Here is a 19,079-nt window from a genome sequence, read left to right on the forward strand (position 1 = left end):
TTCTTGCTTTATCCGGTTTTCATCTGCGTCGAAGTCTGCGTCATCTGCGGGCCATTCTTAATGTTTGACCTGGCCCGCGTCGAACTCGACGCCGATCACCGCGCCGACGGACACGTCCTCGCCCCGATACTCGATCAGCCCGCGGCGGACGTGGACCTGCCACAGCACCGGCCCGGTCGCCGCCCGGACCAGCTGCATCAGCTTCTTCCCCTTTTCGCCGTCGATGGCCGGGATCACCGTCGTCCGCTCCTGGCCCGGCTCGAGCGGCGCGTCGTCCTGCTCCTGGCCGAGCACGAACTCCCGCCCTTGCACGAACGGCCACGGGATCGGCCCGCCGGGGAACCGCTCGCCGCCGACGACCACGCCGGTCAGCGGCGGCTCGCCGGCGACCGTCGCGTACCGGTTGTACGCCGGGTCGAGCGGGTGGAACGACACCCCGGCCGACCGGTTCCGCACGCGGACCGTCAACACCAGGCACTCCAAGTGCCGCTTCCAGTCGCCGTCCCCCTTCCACTCTGTCTTCCGCTCCTCGACGGCCACCGGCTCGAATTCCAGGTCGCCGACCGCGAGCCGCTGCCCCAGCTTCACCCGCAGGGCGGCCGGGATCGGCTGGTTCGCGTCCACCGGCAGCGCGGACACCTTCTTCCGCTCCGCCTGCCGGTACTGGCCGAAGAAGTCCGGGACGACCGACAACGGGTGCGGCCGGCCGAGCAGCCAGCCCCACGCGGCGAGCACCGTCATCAACACCGCGTAGCCGACGAGCACCCAGAAGAGCCGGCCTCGGCGCGACGGCTCGGGCGGGAAGCCGAGCTTCTTGCCGGACGCCGACGACGCGGACAGCGGCAGGTCCGCCGGCGGCAGCTTCGCCCACGGGTTGGCCGCCTCCTCCGGCTTGGCCGGGGGCGGGAACACCGGTGGCGGTGGCGGCGGTGGCGGGGCCACGGACGGGGCGTCCGCCTTCGGGAACAGCGCGAAGTCCGGCTGCGACAGGTCCTTCTTGATGAACGGCGTCGGCGGGCCGAGGATCGGCCGGACGACGTCGCCGGCCTTCAACTCGTCGGTGGACTGCATCCCCTCGGGGCCGGATTCGGGCCGGGCCGGGAAGTCGATCTTGCCGGACGACGGCTCCGGCAGCTCTGGCCGCAGTTGCGGCCGCGGCGGCTGGGACGAGAACAGGCTGTCCTCGTCGTGCTCGGGCTCGCCGAAGATGCTCTCGGCCCCCTCCGGCCGCGGCGGCCGCGGGGACTTCGGCATCGGGTAGTCGCTGGGGGCGGGGGCCGCGGCCTCCGGCGGCGTGTGCTTGACCCGGTGCTGGGACGGCGTGTCCGGCGGCCCGCCGACCGCCCGGCCGGCGGGGGCGGGGGCGGTCACGACCTGTCGGCAATGCGGGCAGCGGACCGGCTTGCCGGCCATGTCGAAGCCGACGCCCATGCGGCGGCCACACTTCGGGCAGGCGAACGTAAGCGCAGTCATGACGTGGCGGTCTCGAATCGCCGGGCGGTAGCGAGCGGGCGGGTTATTCTAGACTAGCGGACGAACCCCGGTCGAGACGTGCAGATTGTGAGAAGCGGTCGAAATTATTAAAACCCGCGACCGGTCCGGACGGGAAAAAAGAACCGGGCCGTCCGGGTGGGCGTCCGGACGACCCGGCAAGGGGCGTCGCTCCGGGGCGAACGGAGCATAAGCGGTGGTTCGGGGCGAAGGTTTGGCCGGGTGCTGGGGAACACCCGCCAAGCGAATGAGGGCGAACTCGGGCGAGAAAAAACCGGGCGAACTCAACTGCGGGCGAACATCGAGCCTGGGCAGCTCTCGGGCGAGGGCGACTGCTGGGCGTGGGCGACGGTCGGGCGAACCGTTGGGCGATTCGGGCGACTGCGGGCGATCCTGGGCGAGGGCGAGTTCGAGTGGGCGACTCGAATGATGGACCTAAGAAGCACGAGGAGTGCCGGCGAAAAGAATTTTTGCCCGAATGATCGCAAATTGTTTATGGCGAACTGCTTGCGTTCTCAATTCTCGATCGGCTCGCCGCGGCGCGTCCCGAAAAACCTGTCGTCGCCTCCGACATGTGCCCCAAAAATCCCGACAGGTGGGCGGACACGGTAAGGCGTGAGAGAACCTTCAGAAGTGAGCGGTTTCCCCCGACGACCCGAAGTTCAATCCCCTCACGTCGGGATGCGAATCACCTCGGCGTCCGCAATGGCGAACACGCGGTCCCCTGGCGTCGGGGCGACGGCGGCCGAGCCGGTGAAGGAGCCGAACGCCGGCAGCACCGCGGACCGGTCGCGGAGCCAGAAGCACGGCAGCCGGACGCTCTGGCGGCCCGGCCCGCCGAGCCGGACGCCGGGGTGCAGGTGGCCGGCCAGCACGTACCCGGCGGGGGATTCGTCCGGGTAGTGCGCGAACGCGAACGGCGGGTCTGCTGTTTCGCCGGGCCACGCGTCGGCCCACGGCGGCGGGCCGGCCGCGTCGTGGTTCCCGCGGACCAGGACGACTTCCAGCGCGGCCCGCGCCCGCCGCCACGCGGACAACTCGTTGACGAGTTGCGGCGTCCGGCCGGGGCGGGCGTGCCAGAAGTCGCCGAGGACGACGAGCCGCTCCGCGGCCGTCGCGTCGACCGCCCGGTCGAGCCGCGCCAGCGTTTCGTCCGCGCCGCCGGGGACGGGCACGGCCGCGGCCCGGAACGTGTCGGCCTTGCCGAAGTGCAGGTCCGCGACGATCAGCGTCCGCCGGCGCGGCCAGAACAGCGACCGGTCCGCCCGCAGCTCGACCTCCTCGCCCGCGACTTCGACGATCACGCCGCGTCCTCCCCCGCCTGGCGTTCGAGGGCGGCGGCCATCCGCTTCACCCGGTCGGCCAGCGTCTCGGACGACACGGACTCCCGCATCCGGTCCACGAGCAGCGGGAACGCCAACGGCGACGGCCGGTCGAGGTCCGCGATGACCAGCTCGCTGTCCGCGATCCGCACGAGGGCCGTCCGCAGGCGGTCGAATTCCAACTGCCGGTCGAGCACCTCCTGCCGCGCCTGGAATAGGAGCAGGTTCTGCGGGTCGTACTCGCGGAACACGTCGTAGAAGAGGCCGCTGGACGCCTGGAGTTGCTTCGCCGTGCGGCCGGCGTTCGGCAGCCCCGGCGACACGAGGCCGGCGACGCGGGCGACCTCCCGAAACTGCCGCTTCGCCAGCTCCGCCGCGTTCAGCGATTCCGTCACGTCGGCGGCCAGCCCGTTGGGCGAAAGTATCTGCTTCAAACTCGCCGAGTCGAGGTCGATGGGGTCCGGGGAAACGAGTTCCAGCCCGTAGTCGCTGGCCGCGAGGGTGAACGTCTGCGGCCGCAATCGGGCGAGCCGCAGCGCGAGCACGGCCGCGAGGCCCTCGTGGACGAGCCGCCCCTCGAACGGGTAGAGGAACAGGTGTCGCCCGGCCCGCGTCGTCAGCGTCTCGACGAGCAGTTCGTGCAGCCGCGGCACCCGCGACCACCGGGCCTGCACGCCCAGGATCGGGCGAACGGCAGCCATCTCCGGCTCGGCGAAGACGCCACGGCTCGCGGCGTCGAGCTGCCGGCGGAAGGACGCGGCGAGCGCCCCGGACAGCGGGATGCGGCCGCCGGACCAGCGCGGCACGGTGTTCGCCGGCCGCGTGGTGCGGCGGACCAACACCGTCATCTGGTGGATGCGGACGAACTCGAGCACCCGCCCGGCGAACGTGAACCGGTCGCCCTGTTTTAGCTTCGCCGCGAACGATTCCTCCACCGACCCCAGCCGGCCGCCGCGGAGGAACCGGACCTCGATCGTGGCGTCACTCGTGATCGTGCCGACGGACATCCGATGCCGCCGCGCCGTCCGCTCGTCCGGCACGGTGAACCGGTCGCCGTCGAACACCACGCGGCGGTACTCCGGGTACGCCCGCAGCGCCTCGCCGCCGCGGGTAACGAAGTCGAGAACCCACTCCCACTCCGCGTCCGACAGGTCCTTGTAGGCCCGCGTCGTCCGCACCTCCGCGAGCAGTTCTTCGGCCCGGAACCCGCCGGCGACGGCGGAGCTGACGGCGTGTTGGGCCAGCACGTCGAGCGGCTTCGCCACCGGCTCGCGGCCCTCGATCTCGCCGCGGGCGACGGCCGCCCGCACGGCCGCGACCTCGATCAGCTCCAGCGCGTTCGTCGGCACGCACGTCACCCGGCTCGTCGTCCCCGGCTGGTGGCCGCTCCGCCCGGCCCGCTGGAGCAGCCGCGCCACGCCCTTCGGGCTGCCGACTTGCAACACGCGGTCCACCGGGGCGAAATCGACGCCGAGGTCGAGGCTGGACGTGCAGACGACGCACCGCAACGTGCCGAGCCGCAGTTGGTCTTCCACCCAGTCCCGCGTCTTGCGGTCGAGCGACCCGTGGTGCAGCGCGATGACCCCGGCCCAGTCCGGCCGCGCGGCGAGGAGCGCCTGATACCAAATCTCCGTGTGCGACCGCGTGTTCGTGAACAGCAGGACGGAGCGACTCTCTTCGACGGCCGCGATCACCTCCGGGAGCAGCCGTAGGCCGAGGTGGCCGGCCCACGGGAAGCGGTCGATCTTCGGCGGGATGACGCTGTCGATGGCGACCGGCTTCGGGACGTGCCCGCGGACGACGCGGCCGGGACGGCTCGCGCCGAGGAGTGTTTCGAGGGCAACGTCCAAATTGCCGAGCGTGGCGGACAGGCCCCAGGTGCGGAGGGCCGGCTGGAACGACCGTAGCCGGGCGAGGGCGAGTTCCGTCAGGACGCCCCGCTTGGAGCCGAGGAGTTCGTGCCACTCGTCCACGACGACGCACCGCAGCCCGGCAAACTTCTCGCGGGCGTCCGGGTGCGTCAGCAGCAGCGACAGGCTCTCCGGCGTGGTCACGAGGACCGTCGGGAGCTGCTTCCGCTGTTTGGCGCGGGCGGACGACGACGTGTCGCCGGTGCGGACGCCGACGGTCCAGTTCAGGCCAAGGGAGTTCAGCGGGGCTTCGAGTGACAGTGCGGTGTCAGTGGAGAGCGCCCGCAGCGGCGTGAGCCACAGGACGCGGAGCGGCGGCGTGACGGTCGATGGCTCGGCGAGGGCTTCGAGGACGGGGCCGAGGAACGCGGCGTAGGTCTTGCCCGTGCCGGTGGCGGAGTGGATGAGGCCGCTCTCGCCGCCGCGGTACGCGGCCCAGACTTCTTCCTGGAACGGAAACGGCGACCACCCGCGCGCCGCCATCCACGCCGCGACGGAGAGCGGGGCCGGGGGCGGCAGGGATTTTGAGCGGGTTCTGGTCACCGGAATTCTCGGAGGAATCAACGCCCTGACTTCCGAAGTCCGGCTTCGACTTCGGAAGTCGATCCCGCGCCGAAGCGCTCCTTCCCACCCGAATGCGTACTGGCCGCGCTCGACTTCCGAAGTCGAAGCCGGACTTCGGAAGTCAGGGTTCACCCCGGCGGCAACAGCGCCTTCGCCCGGTCCAGCGTGTCCGCGTCCTGCGGCTTCTTGTCCGTCCGCCATCGCAGCATCCGCGGGAACCGGACGGCCACCCCGGACTTGTGCCGGGTCGAGCGCTGGATGCCCTCGAACCCCAGCTCGAACACCAGCTCCGGCGTCACCGTGCGGACCGGGCCGAACTTTTCGAGCGTGTTCCGCCGCACGAACGCATCGACCCGCGCGATCTCCGCGTCCGTCAGCCCGCTGTACGCCTTCGCGAACGGGACGAGCGCGCCGGCGTCCCACACGCCGAACGTGTAGTCGGTGAACAGCCCGCTCCGTTTGCCGTGCCCTTGCTGGGCGTAGATCAGCACGGCGTCCACCGTGTACGGCTCGACCTTCCACTTCCACCAGTCGCCGCGGACCCGGCCGACGCGGTACGGCGACGCCCGGCGCTTCAGCATCATTCCCTCGACCCCGCGGGTCCGGCTCGCTTCCCGCTCCACCGCCAGGGAGGTCCAACTCTCGAACGCGATCCGCGGCGATAGCACCAGCGCGGGATGATCGACTGCGCGGACGAGTTCTTCCAACGTCCCGCGCCGTTCCGACAGCGGCCGGTCGCGTAGGTCCGCGCCGGCGAACTCGATCAGGTCGTAGGCCATGACGACGACCGGCACGTCGGCGAGCAGCTTCTTGCCGACGGTCTTGCGGCCGATCCGCTTCTGCAGGTCGGCGAACGGCCGCACGGCCCCGGCCTTCCACGGCAGGATTTCGCCGTCGATCACCGTCCCGTCCGGCAGTCGGTCGGCCATCGTGACCAACTCCGGGTAGCGGTCGGTGACGAGTTCCTCGCCGCGGGACCAGACGAACGCCTGCCCGCCGCGGCGGACGACCTGCGACCGGATGCCGTCCCACTTCCACTCGGCCTGCCACTCGTCCGGGGGACCGAGCGCCGCCGGGTCGCCCTCGATCGGGTGCGCGAGGAAGAACGGGTACGGCCGACTCTTCTCCGCGTCGGCCGCGTCCGGGGCGGTGAGCGCCGCGTAGAACGCGGCCGTCGGCTCCCAGTGACCCATGAGGCGATGCGCGATCACGTCAGAATCGAGGGTCGCCACCTTCGCGACGGCGCGGGTGACGAGGAGCTGCGAGACACCGACGCGGAACTCGCCGGTGATGAGCTTGTTCCAGACGAACCGCTGCCGCGTGTCGAGTTCCGCCCACGCCGCCAGGACGGACGCCTTCTGTTCTGCCTCCGGAAGATCGCGGAGCGGAAGCAACCTCTCTTCCACCCATTCGGCGAGCGGCCGGTTGGAACTCGCCTCGGCCGTCGGCAGCAGCAGGGCCATCGTCTCGGCCACGTCGCCGACGCTGTGGTAGCACTCGTCGAACAGCCACTCCGGGATGTCCGCCAGCTCCCGCGCCCACTCGCGCAACCGCTTCGACGGGACCGCCTGCCGGGGCTTGCGGCCGCTGAGGAAGTAGACCGCCCACGCCGCGTCCGCCGGCGGCACGGCGGCGAAGTAGCGGGCCAGTGCCTCGACCTTCCGGCCGGTGCGGGTCGTCTGGTCCAGTTCCGCGAACAGGTCGGCGAACGCCTTCACGGCGGCGTGCCCTCCGGCGGCAGCGGATCTTCCTCGTCGCCGAACCGGGTGGCGATCACATCGGCGCTCGTCCCGTGGTCCCGCAACCAGCGGGCCAGAACCGCCGCGAACCCGTGCGTGGCCAGCACCCGCTCGGCCCCGGTCTCCCGCACGGCCGTCAGCAGGCCCGGCCAGTCGGCGTGATCGGACAGGACGAACCCGCGGTCGAGCGCCCGCCGCCGCCGCGCCCCACGGACCCGCATCCAGCCGGACGCCATCGCGGTCGAGGCCGGCTCGAACTTCTTCATCCACGGCGACCCGTCGGCCGACGGCGGCGCGAGGACGAGCGCCCCGGCCCACGCCTTCTTGCCCCCGCGGACCGACTCGCCGACCGGCAGCGTCGCCGGCAGCGGCACGCCGCTCTCGCGGTACGCCGCGGTCAGCTTCTCGACCGCCCCGTGCGTGTAGATCGGCCCGATGGACGGATCGACGCCCGCGAGGACGCGCTGCGCCTTCCCCAGCGCGTACGCGAAGATGACGCTCGCCAGCCCGGCGTCGCGGTTCGCCCGCCACCAGCCGTTGATCTCGGCGAACAGCGCCTCGGACGGGTCCCACCGGTAGACCGGCAGGCCGAACGTCGATTCGGTGATGAACGTGTGGCAGCGGACCGGCTCGAACGGCGTACACGTCGGGTCCGGGTCGAGCTTGTAGTCGCCGCTGACGACCCAAACTTCACCCTTATGCTCCAGTCGAATCTGCGCCGAGCCGAGGACGTGCCCGGCCGGGTGGAACGAGACGATGACGCCGTTGTGGTCGAGCTGCTCGCCGTAGCGGAGGGTGGCGAGGTTCGGCGAGCCGAGGCGGACGTTCAGCAGGTGGCGGCCGGGTTCGGCGGCGAGGTACGATCCGCACCCCCAGCGGGCGTGGTCGGCGTGGGCGTGCGTCACAACGGCCCGCGGCACGGGCTTCCAGGGGTCGATGTGGAACCGCCCGGCCGGGCAGTACAGGCCGTCGTCGGTGAGTTCAACCAAGGGGGAACGCAACGGAACCTCGCGCGGGCGGCGTCCCATTCTAGGTGGTCCGCGGCGGGCGGTTCCAGGGGCGAACTTCTCCGGGCGGAGTATACTTCGGGCGAGGGAGGTAACGATGCCGATCCACGACTGGACCCGCGTGCCGGACTACGTGTTCCACGACTTCCATCTGGGTTGGGTCGCGGAACTGTCCCGGCGGTTGAACGACCGCCTCCCGAAGACTCATTTCGCCCTGAGCGAGACGCTCGAGCTGCGACCCCCTCCGGGCTTCTTGGACATGCCAGAGCCGGAGGAGTCGGAAGAAACCCGACTTCGGCGTCACAACACGACGATTGAACAAGATGAACCCGGAACGCGGCTGGTCGCACGGCGTGATGTTGTCGAGTACGCCAACCGGGTCATCTCGATCCGCGACGCCGACACGCACGTCGTTGTCGCCGGGATCACGATCGTTTCCCCGCAAGAGAAGAGGAGTCGGTATCGTTGGGAGGCGTTCGTGCGACACGCGGTCGCTGCGCTGACGCACGACATCAACTTGCTGGTCGTCGATCTGTTCCCGCCGACGGTGCGTGACCCGAAGGGCATCCACAAGGCCATCTGGGACGAGTTCGAGGACGTGCCGTTCGACCCGCCGGCCGACAAGCCGCTGACGCTCGTGAGCTACGTCGCGCGGCCGACGCTCACCGCGTACATCGAGCCGGTCGCGGTCGGCGACGCGCTGCCGGACATGCCGCTGTTCCTCGGCGCGAGCGAGTACATCCAGGTGCCGCTCGAAACGACGTACCTAGCCACGTGGGCCGTGTCGCCGGAACCGATCCGGGAGCTGGTCGAGCCGGCGAAATGACCGTCACTCGGCCGGGCGGTCGGGTTGCCCGTGGCCCGCGGGAATCAGGCGGCGGGCGAGCTTTCGCTGCCGCCACCCGGCGAGGAATACGGCCACGCCGATCCCGATGAAGACGAGGCCGACGAGGTTCGACCAACAGAAGAGGAGGCCGCCCAACCCGATCAGCCCGAGGGCGTGTCGCGACAGGGACGCCCCGTCCGCCCACAGGCTCCGGCCGGCCGCCGCGTCGCGTTTCCCCTCCCAGGTCTTGACCGCCGCGCGGTCCGCCCCGCACACGGGGCAGCGGTCCGCTGCTTCCACCCGCTCGGCCGGCATGCACCGCCGGTGGACCGGGACGCCGCACCGGTAGCAGAACTCGCCGTCGGAGCGGCCGGAGATCGGTTGGTCGCAGATCGCGCACGGCTTGCCGGGCAGTTGCATCGGACGGCCCTCGGTGTGCCCGCGAGGTTACACCGTCTTCAGCAGCTCGCCCAGCAAATTCCCCTGCGGGTAGCTGTGCCCCAGGTGCTGGCGGTAGCCCTCGGCGAACGCCACGCCGCGGCCACTCGCCTGCGCGGCGGCCCAGTCCCGCATCGACTGCACGAGGCTGTCCACGCCGTGGTGGTGCCGCAGCCACGCCCGCTGGCTCTCGTGGCACTCCAGCATCCGCCCCTTGTCGTCGATCGCGCCCGAGATGTCGATCCGGAACGACGGCGGGATCGCGTTCCCGAATGCGTCCTTGCCCTCCAGCGGGTCGCAGTAGTACAGGTGCGGGATGTGCGGGATCGGCGGGTGCACGTGGCGGCCGTGCAGGAAGTTCGGGATCGGCGCGGCGAACGTCGCGGCCCGGACGACCTTGCTCGTCTGCTCGTGATCCAAGTGGTAGTCGTCCGGGCTGTGCGTCAGCACCACGTCCGCCTTCACCTGGTTAATCAGCCGCACCACCTTCTCGACCGTCTCGTCGCTGTACACCACCCGCAGGTCCAGCTCCTCCAGGCAGTGGTACGTCGCGCCGATGGCCGTCGCCGCGGCCGCCCCCTCCGCACGACGGATGCGGGCGATTTCCTCCGGCGGGTGCTCGGCCGACCCGCAGTCGCCGGCCGTCATCGTCGCGACGTGGGCCGCCCACCCGTGCTCCCGCATCAGCCGCACGAGCGTGCCGCCGCACAGGAACTCGGCGTCGTCCGGGTGGGCGAGGACGGCAAGAATGACTCTGTTCATGGGGTCTGGGGTATGGGGTTTGGGGTCTGGGGTAAAGCAAAAAGGGTCCGGGGTTTTACCCCCAGACCCTAGACCCCATACCCCAGACCCTGCCCTAGTCCCGCACGGCGTACAGGTCGTGCTCGGCGTTCACCGCGCCGACGACCCACCGGTTGATGTCCCGGAGCATCCCGGCGTGCAGCTTCGTCGCGTTCGCGTACTCGAAGAACCGCACGTCCGCCCCGGCCGCGTACAGGGCCGTGTAGTCCTGCGCCATCCCGGACGGGTCGGCCGCCGGGTTGTTCAGGCTCTGGCCGAGGAACACCTTCATCTGCCGGGCGTCGGCCATGTTGAAGACCGGCCGCCCGTCCGCCGGCCGCGGCATCGTCCCGTTCAGGGCGACCACACCCGCCACCTTCCCGGCCAGGGCGAACCCGGCCCGGTACGCGGCGTCCGCGCCTTCGTTCACGCCGACGAGGTAGACCCGCTCCGAGTGGATGTGGTACGTCCGCCGGGTCAGCTCGACGGCCAGCCGCACGTACTCGCCGAACATCTCGTCGGCGCTCGCGTGCTTCCACCCGAACCCCCGCTGCCCGCTCGGCCGACGGCCCAACGGCTCCGGCCCGCGGAGGCTGAGGTAGATGAAGTTCTGGGTCGAAATCTTCGGCGCGATCCGCAGAACCTGTTCCTCGTTCCCGCCGCGGCCGTGGAACAGCACGAGCAGCGGGTACGCGTAACCGGGTTCGTAGGACTCGGGGAGGAGCGTCCGGATCGGCAGGCCGAGCATCGGTTCGGCCGCGAGATCATCCCCCTCGACGAGGCGATCCGTCCGCCAGTGGTTCATGTCCGGCATGGGCTACCTATTTCCCTAGAAATTTCCCGACGGTTGGGGCCGGCGGTCGGCGAGGGGGTCGTCCGAGCGGCGGTCGTCGGGATGGTGACTGCGAGGCGATTCGGGTTCAATCGCGGAAGTCTACGTTGACGGTAGAGCGCGGTCAACGCGATCCTAGTCGAGACTTGAGCCAAACGGGTCATTTTTACCGAATCCCCGGCCGGTTGCGCCGGATAAAGGGACTGCACTGGAGTGGGCAACCTTTTGCGCCTGCGCAAGCGCGCGGTTTTTGCTTGAAAATCGGGCGGAATCGTTTCGTCGAACGATCGAAATCGGGTCGCGAAACTGCCCGTCAGGCACACCCCGTGTGTGCGCAAATCTCGTGCCCGCGGGCCTCCAAACTGGTCCGCACGGCCCGCACGAACGCGACCGCGTCCGGCGTGTCGCCGTGGACGCAGACGGTCCGCACGCCGCGGTCGCGGATCAGCCACTCGACCTGCTCGACCGCGTCCTTCGGGTCGCGGATCAGCGCGTCCGGCTCGGCCCGCGGCACGAGCGACCCGTCGGGCCGGTACCGCCGGTCGGCGAACCCCTCCGGCACGAACGGCAGCCCGACCGCCGCGGCCGCCTTTTCCAACTCCGACCCCGGCAGCCCGACGAGCGACAGCCCGTACAGGAACGCGGCCGCGGCGACCGGCTTCGCGTAGGCCGGGTCGCGGCACGCCTGGTTGTACAGCGCCCCGTGCGGCTTCAGGTACCGCACGACCGACCGGCAGATTCGCGACAACCCGACGATCGCGCCCAACTGGTGGATCAGGAGCGTGGCGACCTGCTTGTCCGTGAGGGCGAGTTCCCGGCGGCCGAAGTGCTCGCGGTCCGCGTAGCCGGGGTGCGCCCCGACGGTGACGCCGTGCTGGGCGGCCAGCTCCAGCGTCGCGCGAACGGTGTCGGCGTCGCCGGCGTGGAACCCGCAGCTGACGTTCGCGGACGACACGAGCGGCAGCAGGTCGGCGTCGGTGCCGGCCCCTTCGCCGAGGTCCGCGTTCAGGTCGATCCGCATGGGGAAATGGTAGTCAGGCGCGGAAGATGCGCAAGATGTGAAACACCTGACTTCCGAAGTCCGGCTTCGACTTCGGAAGTCGAACGGGCGGAGGGGCGGTTGCCGTTGCCGCGAACGCCTCTGCGGGGGATCGACTTCCGAAGTCGAAGCCGGACTTCGGAAGTCAGGTTAACCCGATCTCCAGCACGCGCACGCGGCCGGCCGGCAGGATCGAGCACTCGTCCAAACTCGCCGGCAGCAGGAACACGTCGCCGCTGCGGAGGCCGGTCACGTCCTCCCACTCGATCTCCGACCGCCCGTCCGCCTCCAGCACCACGAGCAGTCGGCACTTCCCCTTCTCGCCGACGGTGAACCGCTTCGTCTCGTGCCGGTGGTGCAGCGTGAAGTACCGGCAGCTCACCAGCCGATCCCGCTCCCCGTCCTTCACCGGCGTCACCGGGTCGCACGGGCCGAGCGCGAAGTTCGAGCACGCGAGCCCGTCCTCGACGTGCAGTTCCCGCGGCCGGCCGGTTTTCGCGTCCACCCGGTCCCAGTCGTACAGCCGGTACGTGATGTCGCTGGTCTGCTGCACCTCGAACAGCATCAAGTCCCGCCCGATGGCGTGGACCGTGCCCGCCTCCAGGAACACGCAGTCGCCGGGCTTCGGCACGAACGTGTGCAGCGTCTCGGGCGTCGTCTTGCCCGCCATCGCGGCCCGGAACCCGTCGGCCGTCACGCCGGGGCGGAACCCGGCGTACAGCTTGCTCGTCTTCGGGTTCGCGTCCAGCACGACCCACGCCTCCGTCTTGCCGAGCGCCCCCGGCTTCTTCGCCGCCGCCTGTTCGTCGGTCGGGTGAACCTGCACGGACAACTCTTGCTTCGCGTCGAGGAACTTGAGCAGCAACGGGAACCGGCCGTTGGACAGCTTCGCGTCGCCGAGGATGCCCGGCGCGTCGGCGGCGAGCAGCTCGCGGAGCGTCGCCCCGGCGAGCGGCCCGTTGCTGACGCGGCTGGGGCTGCCGTCCACGTCCGACAGCACCCACGCCTCGCCGGTCGGCTCGTCGGCCGGCGGCTTCCCGAGGAACGGCCGCAACCGCGCGCCGCCCCAGAGCATGGTCTTGAAGATCGGTTCGAACTGGAGCGGGTAGGGGTTCTTCATGAGGGGTGGTTTAACACGACGGGTCGAAAAGGGGAACGCGAAATCGGCATCAGCGGGGCAGTCGCGGTTCGGGGCGGGCGGCGTGCCAGACGGACAATACCTCGACCCGCGCGGCGGGTTCATCGACGCGGTAGAAAACGCGGTACATCTGGCACATGACTTCGCGGGTCCGGCCCCGCCGGTCGCGTTCGTAAACCGGCCCGAGGAAGGGGAGTCTCGCCAACGTGGCGACGGTTTCCAGCAGTTCCGCCCGTAACTTCTCCGCCCAGGCCGGGCTTTCGGTCGCGGCGTACCGGACCGCTTCCTCGAACTGATCCAGCGCGGGTTCGGTCCAGACTACTTGGAAGTCCACAGCGCCGACCTCCGTTCGACCTCCGCGTGCGAGACGACGCGGCCGGCGTCGGCCGCCGCTTCGCCGCGGCGGATGGCCGCCAGGATCGCCAGCTCCTCGATCATCTCTTCGAGCGTCGCCGTGGCGGGCAGGCGGTCCAGCGCGTCGAGCGCGATCTGCTTCTCGGTCGTGTTGGCAAGGGCCGACATGAACATCTCCCGACGGAATTCCGTTCCCGTGAGTTTACCGCGACCGCCGACCGGCCGCAACCGAACCGACGCGGTCCTATAACTATCCCTTCCAACAGCCTCGTGTTCAGGACAACCGAATCATGGCCGAGAAGATCACGCCGCGCGGCAAGGACTACCCCCAGTGGTACCTCGACGTCGTCCAGGAGGCCGGCCTCGCGGACAACTCCGACGTCCGCGGGTGCATGGTCATCAAGCCGACCGGGTACGCCCTCTGGGAGAAGATGCAGCGCGGCCTCGACCGGCTGTTCAAGGACACCGGCCACGTCAACGCCTACTTCCCCCTCTTCATCCCCATGAGCTACCTCGCCAAGGAAGAGGAGATGGCCGAGGGGTTCGCCAAGGAGTGCGCCGTCGTCACGCACTACCGGCTCAAGGCCGAGAAGGGGCAGCCGCTCGCCGTCGATCCGGCGGCGAAGCTGGAGGAACCGCTCATCGTCCGGCCGACCTCCGAGACGATCATCTGGAAGACGTACAAGAACTGGATTCAGAGCTACCGCGACCTGCCGCTGCTCATCAACCAGTGGTGCAACGTCGTCCGGTGGGAGATGCGGACGCGGCTGTTCCTCCGCACGGCCGAGTTCCTGTGGCAGGAGGGGCACACGGCCCACGCCACCGCGAAGGAGGCCGAGGAGGAGACGCTGCGGATGGTGCGGGTGTACCAGCAGTTCGCCGAGGAGTTCATGGCGATGCCGGTGCTCGTCGGGCCGAAGTCGGACGGGCAGAAGTTCCCCGGCGCGGTGTACACGCTCTGCATCGAGGCGCTGATGCAGGACGGCAAGGCGCTGCAGGCCGGGACGAGCCACTTCCTCGGCCAGAACTTCGCGAAGGCGTTCGACGTGACGTTCACGAACGTGGACAACAAGGTCGAGCACGCCTGGGCGACGAGCTGGGGCGTCAGCACGCGGCTGATCGGCGGCCTCATCATGACGCACTCGGACGACAACGGCCTGGTCGTGCCGCCGCGGCTCGCGCCGCTGCACGTCGTCGTCTGCCCGCTCGGCCGCAACGACGCGGAGCGCGGCCCGTGCATCGCCGCCGCCGAGAAGCTGGCGAAGGAGTTGCGGGAGTTGCCGCGGGACGACTTCTTCGGGTACGAGCCGATCAGCGTGAAGATCGACACGATGTTCGACAAGCAGCCCGGCTTCCGGTACGCGGAGTACGAACTCCGCGGCGTGCCGGTGCGGGTGGAGATCGGGCCGAAGGACCTGGAGAAGTCGGCGTGCGCCGTCGCCCGCCGCGACGTGCCCGGCAAGGACGGGAAGAAGTTCGGCATCCTCCTCACGGAGGCGGCGCAGCACATCAACGCGCTGCTGCGGGACATCCAAAAATCTTTGTTCGAGAAGGCGAAAAGCTACCGCGAATCGACGACCCGCACGGCGAACAGCTACGCCGAGTTCAAGGAGCTGATCGAGCAGCCCGGCTTCATCTGGGCGCACTGGGACGGCACGTGCGAAACCGAGCTAAAGATTCAGGAGGAAACGAAAGCGACGATCCGGTGCATGCCCTTCGACGGCGACCCGACGCCGGGGGCGTGCATGGTGACCGGCCGGCCGAGCGCGAAGCGGGTGGTGTTCGCACGGGCGTATTGAGTCGGCTATAATCCCGGTTGAGGAGGAACAGTTATGGCTGAACTCTACGTCGGCGGGGAGAAGATCGGCACGCTCGCCGATCTCGAGAAGCTGTTGCCCGAGCTTCGAGCGAAGGGGCAGAACGTCGAAATCTGCGACGAGTCCGGTCGGTCGTTGGCGAAAATCTATCCGCAGGGTGAGCCGGACCCGAACGCCCCACTCGTGCCGTGGGACCCGACCTTGACCCGCGAGGAACTCGACCGCCGGGCGGCCGAGCCGAGTTACACGTTCGAGGAAGTGAAGAAGCGGTTGGGTTGGGAATGACGTACATCGTTCGATGGACGGCCTCGGCCGTCGCCGAGTTGCACCGCCTCGAACAGGCGGCCCCCGACCGCGACTCGTTCCGCCAAGCCTCCGTCTGGATCGACTACGGGCTTCGGCGGATACCCGGCGACCTGGGCGAATCCCGCGGCGGGAGGGATCGACTTTGGTACGGCGACCTGCTCGGCGTCTACTACCAGGTGGACGCGGACGCGATGACGGTCCTCGTCATGGCCGTCGCCCCGGCAAGGCGGCGTCGCGGATGAGACGCAATAATTCCCCCGCCTGAACAGATCGCCTCACTTTCCCTTCGTCACTTCCCGCCGTTCTCGCGTTAGGACAGGTAGCATCCCGGTGGCCCGGAGGTGGGATGGGGGCCGACGAGCCGCGCGCTGAGACGATCCGCCGGTGGCAGCAGGGCGACCCCGCCGCGTTCGCCGAACTCGTGCGCGCCTGGGAGGCCAAGATCGGCCGCTTCCTGTTCCGCATGACGCGGTCCGCCGAGACGGCCCGCGACCTGACGCAGGACGTGTTCACCCGCGTCTACCTCGCCCGGCACACGTACCGCGACCGCGGGCACTTCGGGACGTGGCTGTACCGCGTCGCCCTGAACGCCGCCCGCGACGCGGCCCGGCGGGCGAAGCGGCCCACGGAGCCGTACCCGGAGGCCGAACTCGCGTGCCTCGAGCCGTCGGCCGACGGGTGGGCCGAGCGGAACGAGGCGGTCGCGAAGGTGACGGCCGCCCTGAACGCGCTGCCGCCGCCGCTGCAAGAGGTCGTCGTGCTGCGGCACTACGAGGGGTTCAGCTTCGAGGACATGGCCCGCACGCTGGACGTTCCGGCGAGCACGCTGAAGTCCCGGTTCGGCGTCGCCCTCCGCCAGCTGGCCGACCGACTCGCCGGGTACGCGCCGGAGGACCACGATGAACACCGATGACATCCCGCCGGACGTTCGCCGCCTGCTCGACGCACTCCCGTCGCCGGACCTGCCGCTGGTGGACGTGGCCGCGATCCTGGGGAAGGAAGTCGAACGACAGAAGGCCGCGGCCCGGTTCTGGAAGTGGGCCGCGGGCGCGAGCGCGAGCCTCGCGGCCGGCGTGCTGCTGGCCGTCGGCCTCGGCGGGACGCGGCCGGAACCGCCGACGGACCTCGACCAACTGCGGGCGCGGCTGGCGAAGCTCGAAGCCGCCCCCGTGCCGGAGCCGCCGGACACGGCGAAGCTGGACGCGAAGCTGACCGAGATCAACGACCTGCTCTTGACCGTCGCCGCCGACGTGAGCGAGCGGGACGAGAAGCAACGGCTGGCCCTCCGCACGCTGGCGAAACAGGTCGGCGAACTGCGGTCGCTCTCCGACAGCCGGTGGACGGAGGCGAAGAACACGACCGACGCCCTGTACATCCTCCACCAGTCCTCGCGGAAGGAGACGAACCGATGACCGCGTTCAAGTTTGCCACGGCCGTTCTCGTCGTGCTGGTCGCCCTGCCGCTCGTCGGCCAGGACAAGGGCGCGCCGCCGACAACCACGGACCTGCCGCCGGCCGTCTCGGAATCGCAGTTGTTGGCAGAGCGGCGGGCGGCCGCCGTCACGAAGGCCGCGGAGATGACGGAGGACGTGGAAGTCCTGCGGCTGCTGTTGAACAAATCGTTCGGCTTCCCGCGGAAGCAGACGGCCGCGGTCCACACCGGCGGAACCCCGATGCCGTACTCGGCGGTCTTCGACGCGACGACCGGCAACCCGACGGCCGGGTCGAACCTCGCGCTCACTTACCACTGGGCGACCCAACACGCGGCCGGCCCGTCGGCCGAGTCGTTCGACGGCGTTTACCTCAAGGGCCACGGCGTCGCGTACACGATCCGCGTGTCCGGGCATTCGCGCGACGCCCTACCGCCGCACGAGAAGACGCTCGCCCTGGGGGTAACCTGCCAGAAGTGTCACACCTGGGATGCCGTGGCAAAATTCGACCTGGCCGCGGCCGCGACCCTGGCGAAGCCGCAGACGGACTGGGAGAAGGCCCGCGACGAACTCCGCGGCGTGCCGCCGAAGGCGGACGCGGACGGCGGCAAGCCGAACCTGGCCGTCATGTGCGCCCCCGGCAACCTGACGGAGACGGTCACGAAGGTGCTGGCCGCGAACGGCCGCCACCTCCGCCACCTGACGGCCGACGAGGCGGTGAGCGTGGTCGTCACCTACGACGGCGTTTCCGGCCCGGCCCACGACCGCGCCACCGGCACGATGGCCGACCCGAACCTGTGGACGCCGTCGGCCCCGACCGGCACGCGGTTGGGGTTCACGCCGGACGAGGCGAAGCAAATCGTCCTCGGCGACCTGCACCTCAAGCAAGGGAAGCACGCCGACGCGGTCAAGGCGTACCAGACGGCCCTGGCCCGCTATCCGGACATGGTGACCACGGTTGCCGCGGTGAAGGGGGACTTCCCGAAGGGGATGAAGGAGGACGACGTGGCGGCCGCGGTCAAGGAGCTGCGCACGGGCGTAACCAGTGCTTACAAGTCGCTGGCCCAGGCGCACATCGGGGCCGGCAACCTGGACGAGGCGAAGCGGGCGTTGGACCTGGCCAAGAACATCCAAATCCGGGTAACCGGGACGGACGCGAAGCCGTCGGGTTCGGCCGGCCCGCCGGTCCCGGCGAAGATCATCCTGACGGCGAAGAAGGCCCACCTGGACGCGGCCGAGAAGCTGTCCGCGGCCGACTTCCGCAAGGGCGTGACGGTGGAAACGGTCGGGATGACGGGGGTGAAGAAGTAACCGTACCTAACGCCCGATCGCGCCCGGCGGGTTTCGTCGGGTGCGGTTACTTCGGCATGCGCAACGCCCGACACGTTTCCTCGTACGGGGTTTCCAGGTCGAGCGAGACGCCCCGCCACTCCGACAGCCTGATCGGCAAGGTCGGCAGCGGTTGGCCGATGGTAAGCGGGTAGGCCCACGTCTTCAGCGCCCACTTTCCGGCTTGAACACGCCCCGCGCAGGTCACCGCGTAAAGTGGGGCCCCGTGCCGTTCGAATTCCGGATCGCTTTCACCCAAGAAGTCGAGCAGGTCGAGGTACAAGTTCGCCCGTCGCTCGGTGACGAGGTCGATGACGGAGACGCACACCCCTTGGCGGATCAGAGACGCACACTTCGCCACGAACTCGCGGCGGTGTTCGGGCCGGTCCTTGTTCGACGGGCTGACGATTTCGATGGCCGCCACCAGCTCGCGGGCTTTCGCGACGTTGTAAACCCGCACCTCGTACTCGTCGGCCGTCGGCACCTCGGAAACCACCGTTAGCGTCGATTCCGGCAAGGCGGTCAAAGCGGTTCCACTCTCCCCGACGGGAACCGGTTCGACCGCTTCTGGCGTTTCGTACGTGCCGACATCGAGCTCGATCCCGGCCCCCAGCCGAACCGTCGGCCCGGCGTAGTAGTTCGGCGGCAGGACGCGGCCGAGGGCGAGAACGATCATGGCCGGCCACTGGCCGTGGAACACGTCCCAACTGTACCGATCCGTTAACGGCGGATGAAAGTGGTCGCGGAGCGGCATCGCA

20 protein-coding genes are annotated in these 19,079 nt (G+C 69.8%); 7 read left to right on the plus strand and 13 right to left on the minus strand.

What is annotated here, in order from left to right:
* Nucleotides 1-57: 57 nt before the first annotated feature.
* The 5 genes from AC5JJ2_RS07195 to AC5JJ2_RS07215 all read right to left on the minus strand — a co-directional run bounded on the left by AC5JJ2_RS07195 (nucleotide 58) and on the right by AC5JJ2_RS07215 (nucleotide 8,054).
* Nucleotides 58-1,473 carry a TFIIB-type zinc ribbon-containing protein gene (locus AC5JJ2_RS07195; protein ID WP_495857293.1) on the minus strand — a complete coding sequence of 472 codons (1,416 nt, stop codon included), beginning with the start codon at nucleotides 1,471-1,473 and terminating at the stop codon, nucleotides 58-60.
* A gap of 689 nt (nucleotides 1,474-2,162) precedes the next feature.
* On the minus strand, nucleotides 2,163-2,795 hold the full coding sequence (gene pdeM / locus AC5JJ2_RS07200) for a ligase-associated DNA damage response endonuclease PdeM (RefSeq protein WP_495857294.1): 633 nt from the start codon (nucleotides 2,793-2,795) through the stop codon (nucleotides 2,163-2,165).
* On the minus strand, nucleotides 2,792-5,266 hold the full coding sequence (locus AC5JJ2_RS07205) for a ligase-associated DNA damage response DEXH box helicase (RefSeq protein ID WP_495857295.1): 2,475 nt from the start codon (nucleotides 5,264-5,266) through the stop codon (nucleotides 2,792-2,794). Before AC5JJ2_RS07205 ends, pdeM begins: the two co-directional genes overlap by 4 nt.
* Nucleotides 5,267-5,415: 149 nt before the next feature.
* On the minus strand, nucleotides 5,416-7,005 hold the full coding sequence (locus AC5JJ2_RS07210) for an ATP-dependent DNA ligase (protein ID WP_495857296.1): 1,590 nt from the start codon (nucleotides 7,003-7,005) through the stop codon (nucleotides 5,416-5,418).
* Nucleotides 7,002-8,054: a ligase-associated DNA damage response exonuclease gene (locus AC5JJ2_RS07215; RefSeq protein ID WP_495857297.1), complete on the minus strand. Its 1,053-nt coding sequence runs from the start codon at nucleotides 8,052-8,054 to the stop codon at nucleotides 7,002-7,004. Before AC5JJ2_RS07215 ends, AC5JJ2_RS07210 begins: the two co-directional genes overlap by 4 nt.
* Nucleotides 8,055-8,130: 76 nt before the next feature.
* Between AC5JJ2_RS07215 and AC5JJ2_RS07220 the strand changes: the two genes are divergently transcribed.
* Nucleotides 8,131-8,859, plus strand: a complete 729-nt coding sequence (locus AC5JJ2_RS07220) for a DUF4058 family protein (protein ID WP_495857298.1) — start codon at nucleotides 8,131-8,133, stop codon at nucleotides 8,857-8,859.
* Nucleotides 8,860-8,862: 3 nt separating this feature from the next.
* On the opposite strand, the gene AC5JJ2_RS07225 is transcribed toward AC5JJ2_RS07220, so the two are convergent.
* The 7 genes from AC5JJ2_RS07225 to AC5JJ2_RS07255 form a co-directional block, all read right to left on the minus strand.
* A complete protein-coding gene (locus AC5JJ2_RS07225) occupies nucleotides 8,863-9,279 on the minus strand; it encodes a hypothetical protein (RefSeq protein WP_495857299.1) in 417 nt (138 codons plus the stop codon).
* A 27-nt stretch (nucleotides 9,280-9,306) separates the two neighbouring features.
* Nucleotides 9,307-10,059 carry a PIG-L deacetylase family protein gene (locus tag AC5JJ2_RS07230; protein WP_495857300.1) on the minus strand — a complete coding sequence of 251 codons (753 nt, stop codon included), beginning with the start codon at nucleotides 10,057-10,059 and terminating at the stop codon, nucleotides 9,307-9,309.
* Between the two features lie 94 nt (nucleotides 10,060-10,153).
* Complete coding sequence (locus tag AC5JJ2_RS07235) at nucleotides 10,154-10,891, minus strand: alpha/beta hydrolase (RefSeq protein WP_495857301.1); 738 nt, start codon at nucleotides 10,889-10,891, stop codon at nucleotides 10,154-10,156.
* Nucleotides 10,892-11,222: 331 nt separating this feature from the next.
* A complete protein-coding gene (locus AC5JJ2_RS07240; RefSeq protein WP_495857302.1) occupies nucleotides 11,223-11,930 on the minus strand; it encodes a 5-oxoprolinase subunit PxpA in 708 nt (235 codons plus the stop codon).
* Between the two features lie 163 nt (nucleotides 11,931-12,093).
* The gene (locus tag AC5JJ2_RS07245) at nucleotides 12,094-13,068 is read right to left on the minus strand and encodes a type I phosphomannose isomerase catalytic subunit (RefSeq protein WP_495857303.1); all 975 of its coding nucleotides are present in this window, start codon (nucleotides 13,066-13,068) and stop codon (nucleotides 12,094-12,096) included.
* 49 nt (nucleotides 13,069-13,117) lie between these two features.
* A complete protein-coding gene (locus AC5JJ2_RS07250; RefSeq protein WP_495857304.1) occupies nucleotides 13,118-13,420 on the minus strand; it encodes a type II toxin-antitoxin system RelE/ParE family toxin in 303 nt (100 codons plus the stop codon).
* On the minus strand, nucleotides 13,405-13,608 hold the full coding sequence (locus tag AC5JJ2_RS07255; protein WP_495857305.1) for a hypothetical protein: 204 nt from the start codon (nucleotides 13,606-13,608) through the stop codon (nucleotides 13,405-13,407). Before AC5JJ2_RS07255 ends, AC5JJ2_RS07250 begins: the two co-directional genes overlap by 16 nt.
* Before the next feature lie 122 nt (nucleotides 13,609-13,730).
* Here AC5JJ2_RS07255 and proS point away from each other — a divergent pair, with 122 nt between their 5' ends.
* The 6 genes from proS to AC5JJ2_RS07285 all read left to right on the plus strand — a co-directional run bounded on the left by proS (nucleotide 13,731) and on the right by AC5JJ2_RS07285 (nucleotide 18,303).
* The gene (gene proS, locus AC5JJ2_RS07260; RefSeq protein ID WP_495857306.1) at nucleotides 13,731-15,239 is read left to right on the plus strand and encodes a proline--tRNA ligase; all 1,509 of its coding nucleotides are present in this window, start codon (nucleotides 13,731-13,733) and stop codon (nucleotides 15,237-15,239) included.
* Nucleotides 15,240-15,272: 33 nt separating this feature from the next.
* On the plus strand, nucleotides 15,273-15,542 hold the full coding sequence (locus AC5JJ2_RS07265) for a hypothetical protein (protein WP_495857307.1): 270 nt from the start codon (nucleotides 15,273-15,275) through the stop codon (nucleotides 15,540-15,542).
* The gene (locus AC5JJ2_RS07270; protein WP_495857308.1) at nucleotides 15,539-15,805 is read left to right on the plus strand and encodes a hypothetical protein; all 267 of its coding nucleotides are present in this window, start codon (nucleotides 15,539-15,541) and stop codon (nucleotides 15,803-15,805) included. Before AC5JJ2_RS07265 ends, AC5JJ2_RS07270 begins: the two co-directional genes overlap by 4 nt.
* 104 nt (nucleotides 15,806-15,909) lie before the next feature.
* Nucleotides 15,910-16,476 (plus strand): RNA polymerase sigma factor, encoded by a 567-nt coding sequence (locus AC5JJ2_RS07275; RefSeq protein ID WP_495857309.1) that lies wholly within the window; start codon nucleotides 15,910-15,912, stop codon nucleotides 16,474-16,476.
* A complete protein-coding gene (locus AC5JJ2_RS07280) occupies nucleotides 16,463-16,975 on the plus strand; it encodes a hypothetical protein (protein ID WP_495857310.1) in 513 nt (170 codons plus the stop codon). The genes AC5JJ2_RS07275 and AC5JJ2_RS07280 overlap by 14 nt, the downstream gene beginning before the upstream one ends.
* The gene (locus AC5JJ2_RS07285; protein ID WP_495857311.1) at nucleotides 16,972-18,303 is read left to right on the plus strand and encodes a hypothetical protein; all 1,332 of its coding nucleotides are present in this window, start codon (nucleotides 16,972-16,974) and stop codon (nucleotides 18,301-18,303) included. The genes AC5JJ2_RS07280 and AC5JJ2_RS07285 overlap by 4 nt, the downstream gene beginning before the upstream one ends.
* 46 nt (nucleotides 18,304-18,349) lie before the next feature.
* Here AC5JJ2_RS07285 and AC5JJ2_RS07290 read toward each other — a convergent pair whose 3' ends face one another.
* Nucleotides 18,350-19,075, minus strand: a complete 726-nt coding sequence (locus AC5JJ2_RS07290) for a DUF4058 family protein (RefSeq protein ID WP_495857312.1) — start codon at nucleotides 19,073-19,075, stop codon at nucleotides 18,350-18,352.
* Nucleotides 19,076-19,079 lie beyond the last annotated feature (4 nt).

The organism is Limnoglobus sp. (assembly GCF_059499385.1).

Excerpts from the sequence above, each read along its gene's own strand:
- AC5JJ2_RS07195 (WP_495857293.1), bottom strand. The coding sequence starts at position 1,473 with ATGACTGCGCTTACGTTCGCCTGCCCGAAGTGTGGCCGCCGCATGGGC.
- AC5JJ2_RS07215 (WP_495857297.1), bottom strand. The coding sequence starts at position 8,054 with ATGGGACGCCGCCCGCGCGAGGTTCCGTTGCGTTCCCCCTTGGTTGAA.
- AC5JJ2_RS07220 (WP_495857298.1), top strand. The coding sequence starts at position 8,131 with ATGCCGATCCACGACTGGACCCGCGTGCCGGACTACGTGTTCCACGAC.
- AC5JJ2_RS07225 (WP_495857299.1), bottom strand. The coding sequence starts at position 9,279 with ATGCAACTGCCCGGCAAGCCGTGCGCGATCTGCGACCAACCGATCTCC.
- AC5JJ2_RS07230 (WP_495857300.1), bottom strand. The coding sequence starts at position 10,059 with ATGAACAGAGTCATTCTTGCCGTCCTCGCCCACCCGGACGACGCCGAG.
- AC5JJ2_RS07235 (WP_495857301.1), bottom strand. The coding sequence starts at position 10,891 with ATGCCGGACATGAACCACTGGCGGACGGATCGCCTCGTCGAGGGGGAT.
- AC5JJ2_RS07240 (WP_495857302.1), bottom strand. The coding sequence starts at position 11,930 with ATGCGGATCGACCTGAACGCGGACCTCGGCGAAGGGGCCGGCACCGAC.
- AC5JJ2_RS07245 (WP_495857303.1), bottom strand. The coding sequence starts at position 13,068 with ATGAAGAACCCCTACCCGCTCCAGTTCGAACCGATCTTCAAGACCATG.
- AC5JJ2_RS07255 (WP_495857305.1), bottom strand. The coding sequence starts at position 13,608 with ATGTCGGCCCTTGCCAACACGACCGAGAAGCAGATCGCGCTCGACGCG.
- proS (WP_495857306.1), top strand. The coding sequence starts at position 13,731 with ATGGCCGAGAAGATCACGCCGCGCGGCAAGGACTACCCCCAGTGGTAC.
- AC5JJ2_RS07265 (WP_495857307.1), top strand. The coding sequence starts at position 15,273 with ATGGCTGAACTCTACGTCGGCGGGGAGAAGATCGGCACGCTCGCCGAT.
- AC5JJ2_RS07270 (WP_495857308.1), top strand. The coding sequence starts at position 15,539 with ATGACGTACATCGTTCGATGGACGGCCTCGGCCGTCGCCGAGTTGCAC.
- AC5JJ2_RS07275 (WP_495857309.1), top strand. The coding sequence starts at position 15,910 with ATGGGGGCCGACGAGCCGCGCGCTGAGACGATCCGCCGGTGGCAGCAG.
- AC5JJ2_RS07280 (WP_495857310.1), top strand. The coding sequence starts at position 16,463 with ATGAACACCGATGACATCCCGCCGGACGTTCGCCGCCTGCTCGACGCA.
- AC5JJ2_RS07285 (WP_495857311.1), top strand. The coding sequence starts at position 16,972 with ATGACCGCGTTCAAGTTTGCCACGGCCGTTCTCGTCGTGCTGGTCGCC.
- AC5JJ2_RS07290 (WP_495857312.1), bottom strand. The coding sequence starts at position 19,075 with ATGCCGCTCCGCGACCACTTTCATCCGCCGTTAACGGATCGGTACAGT.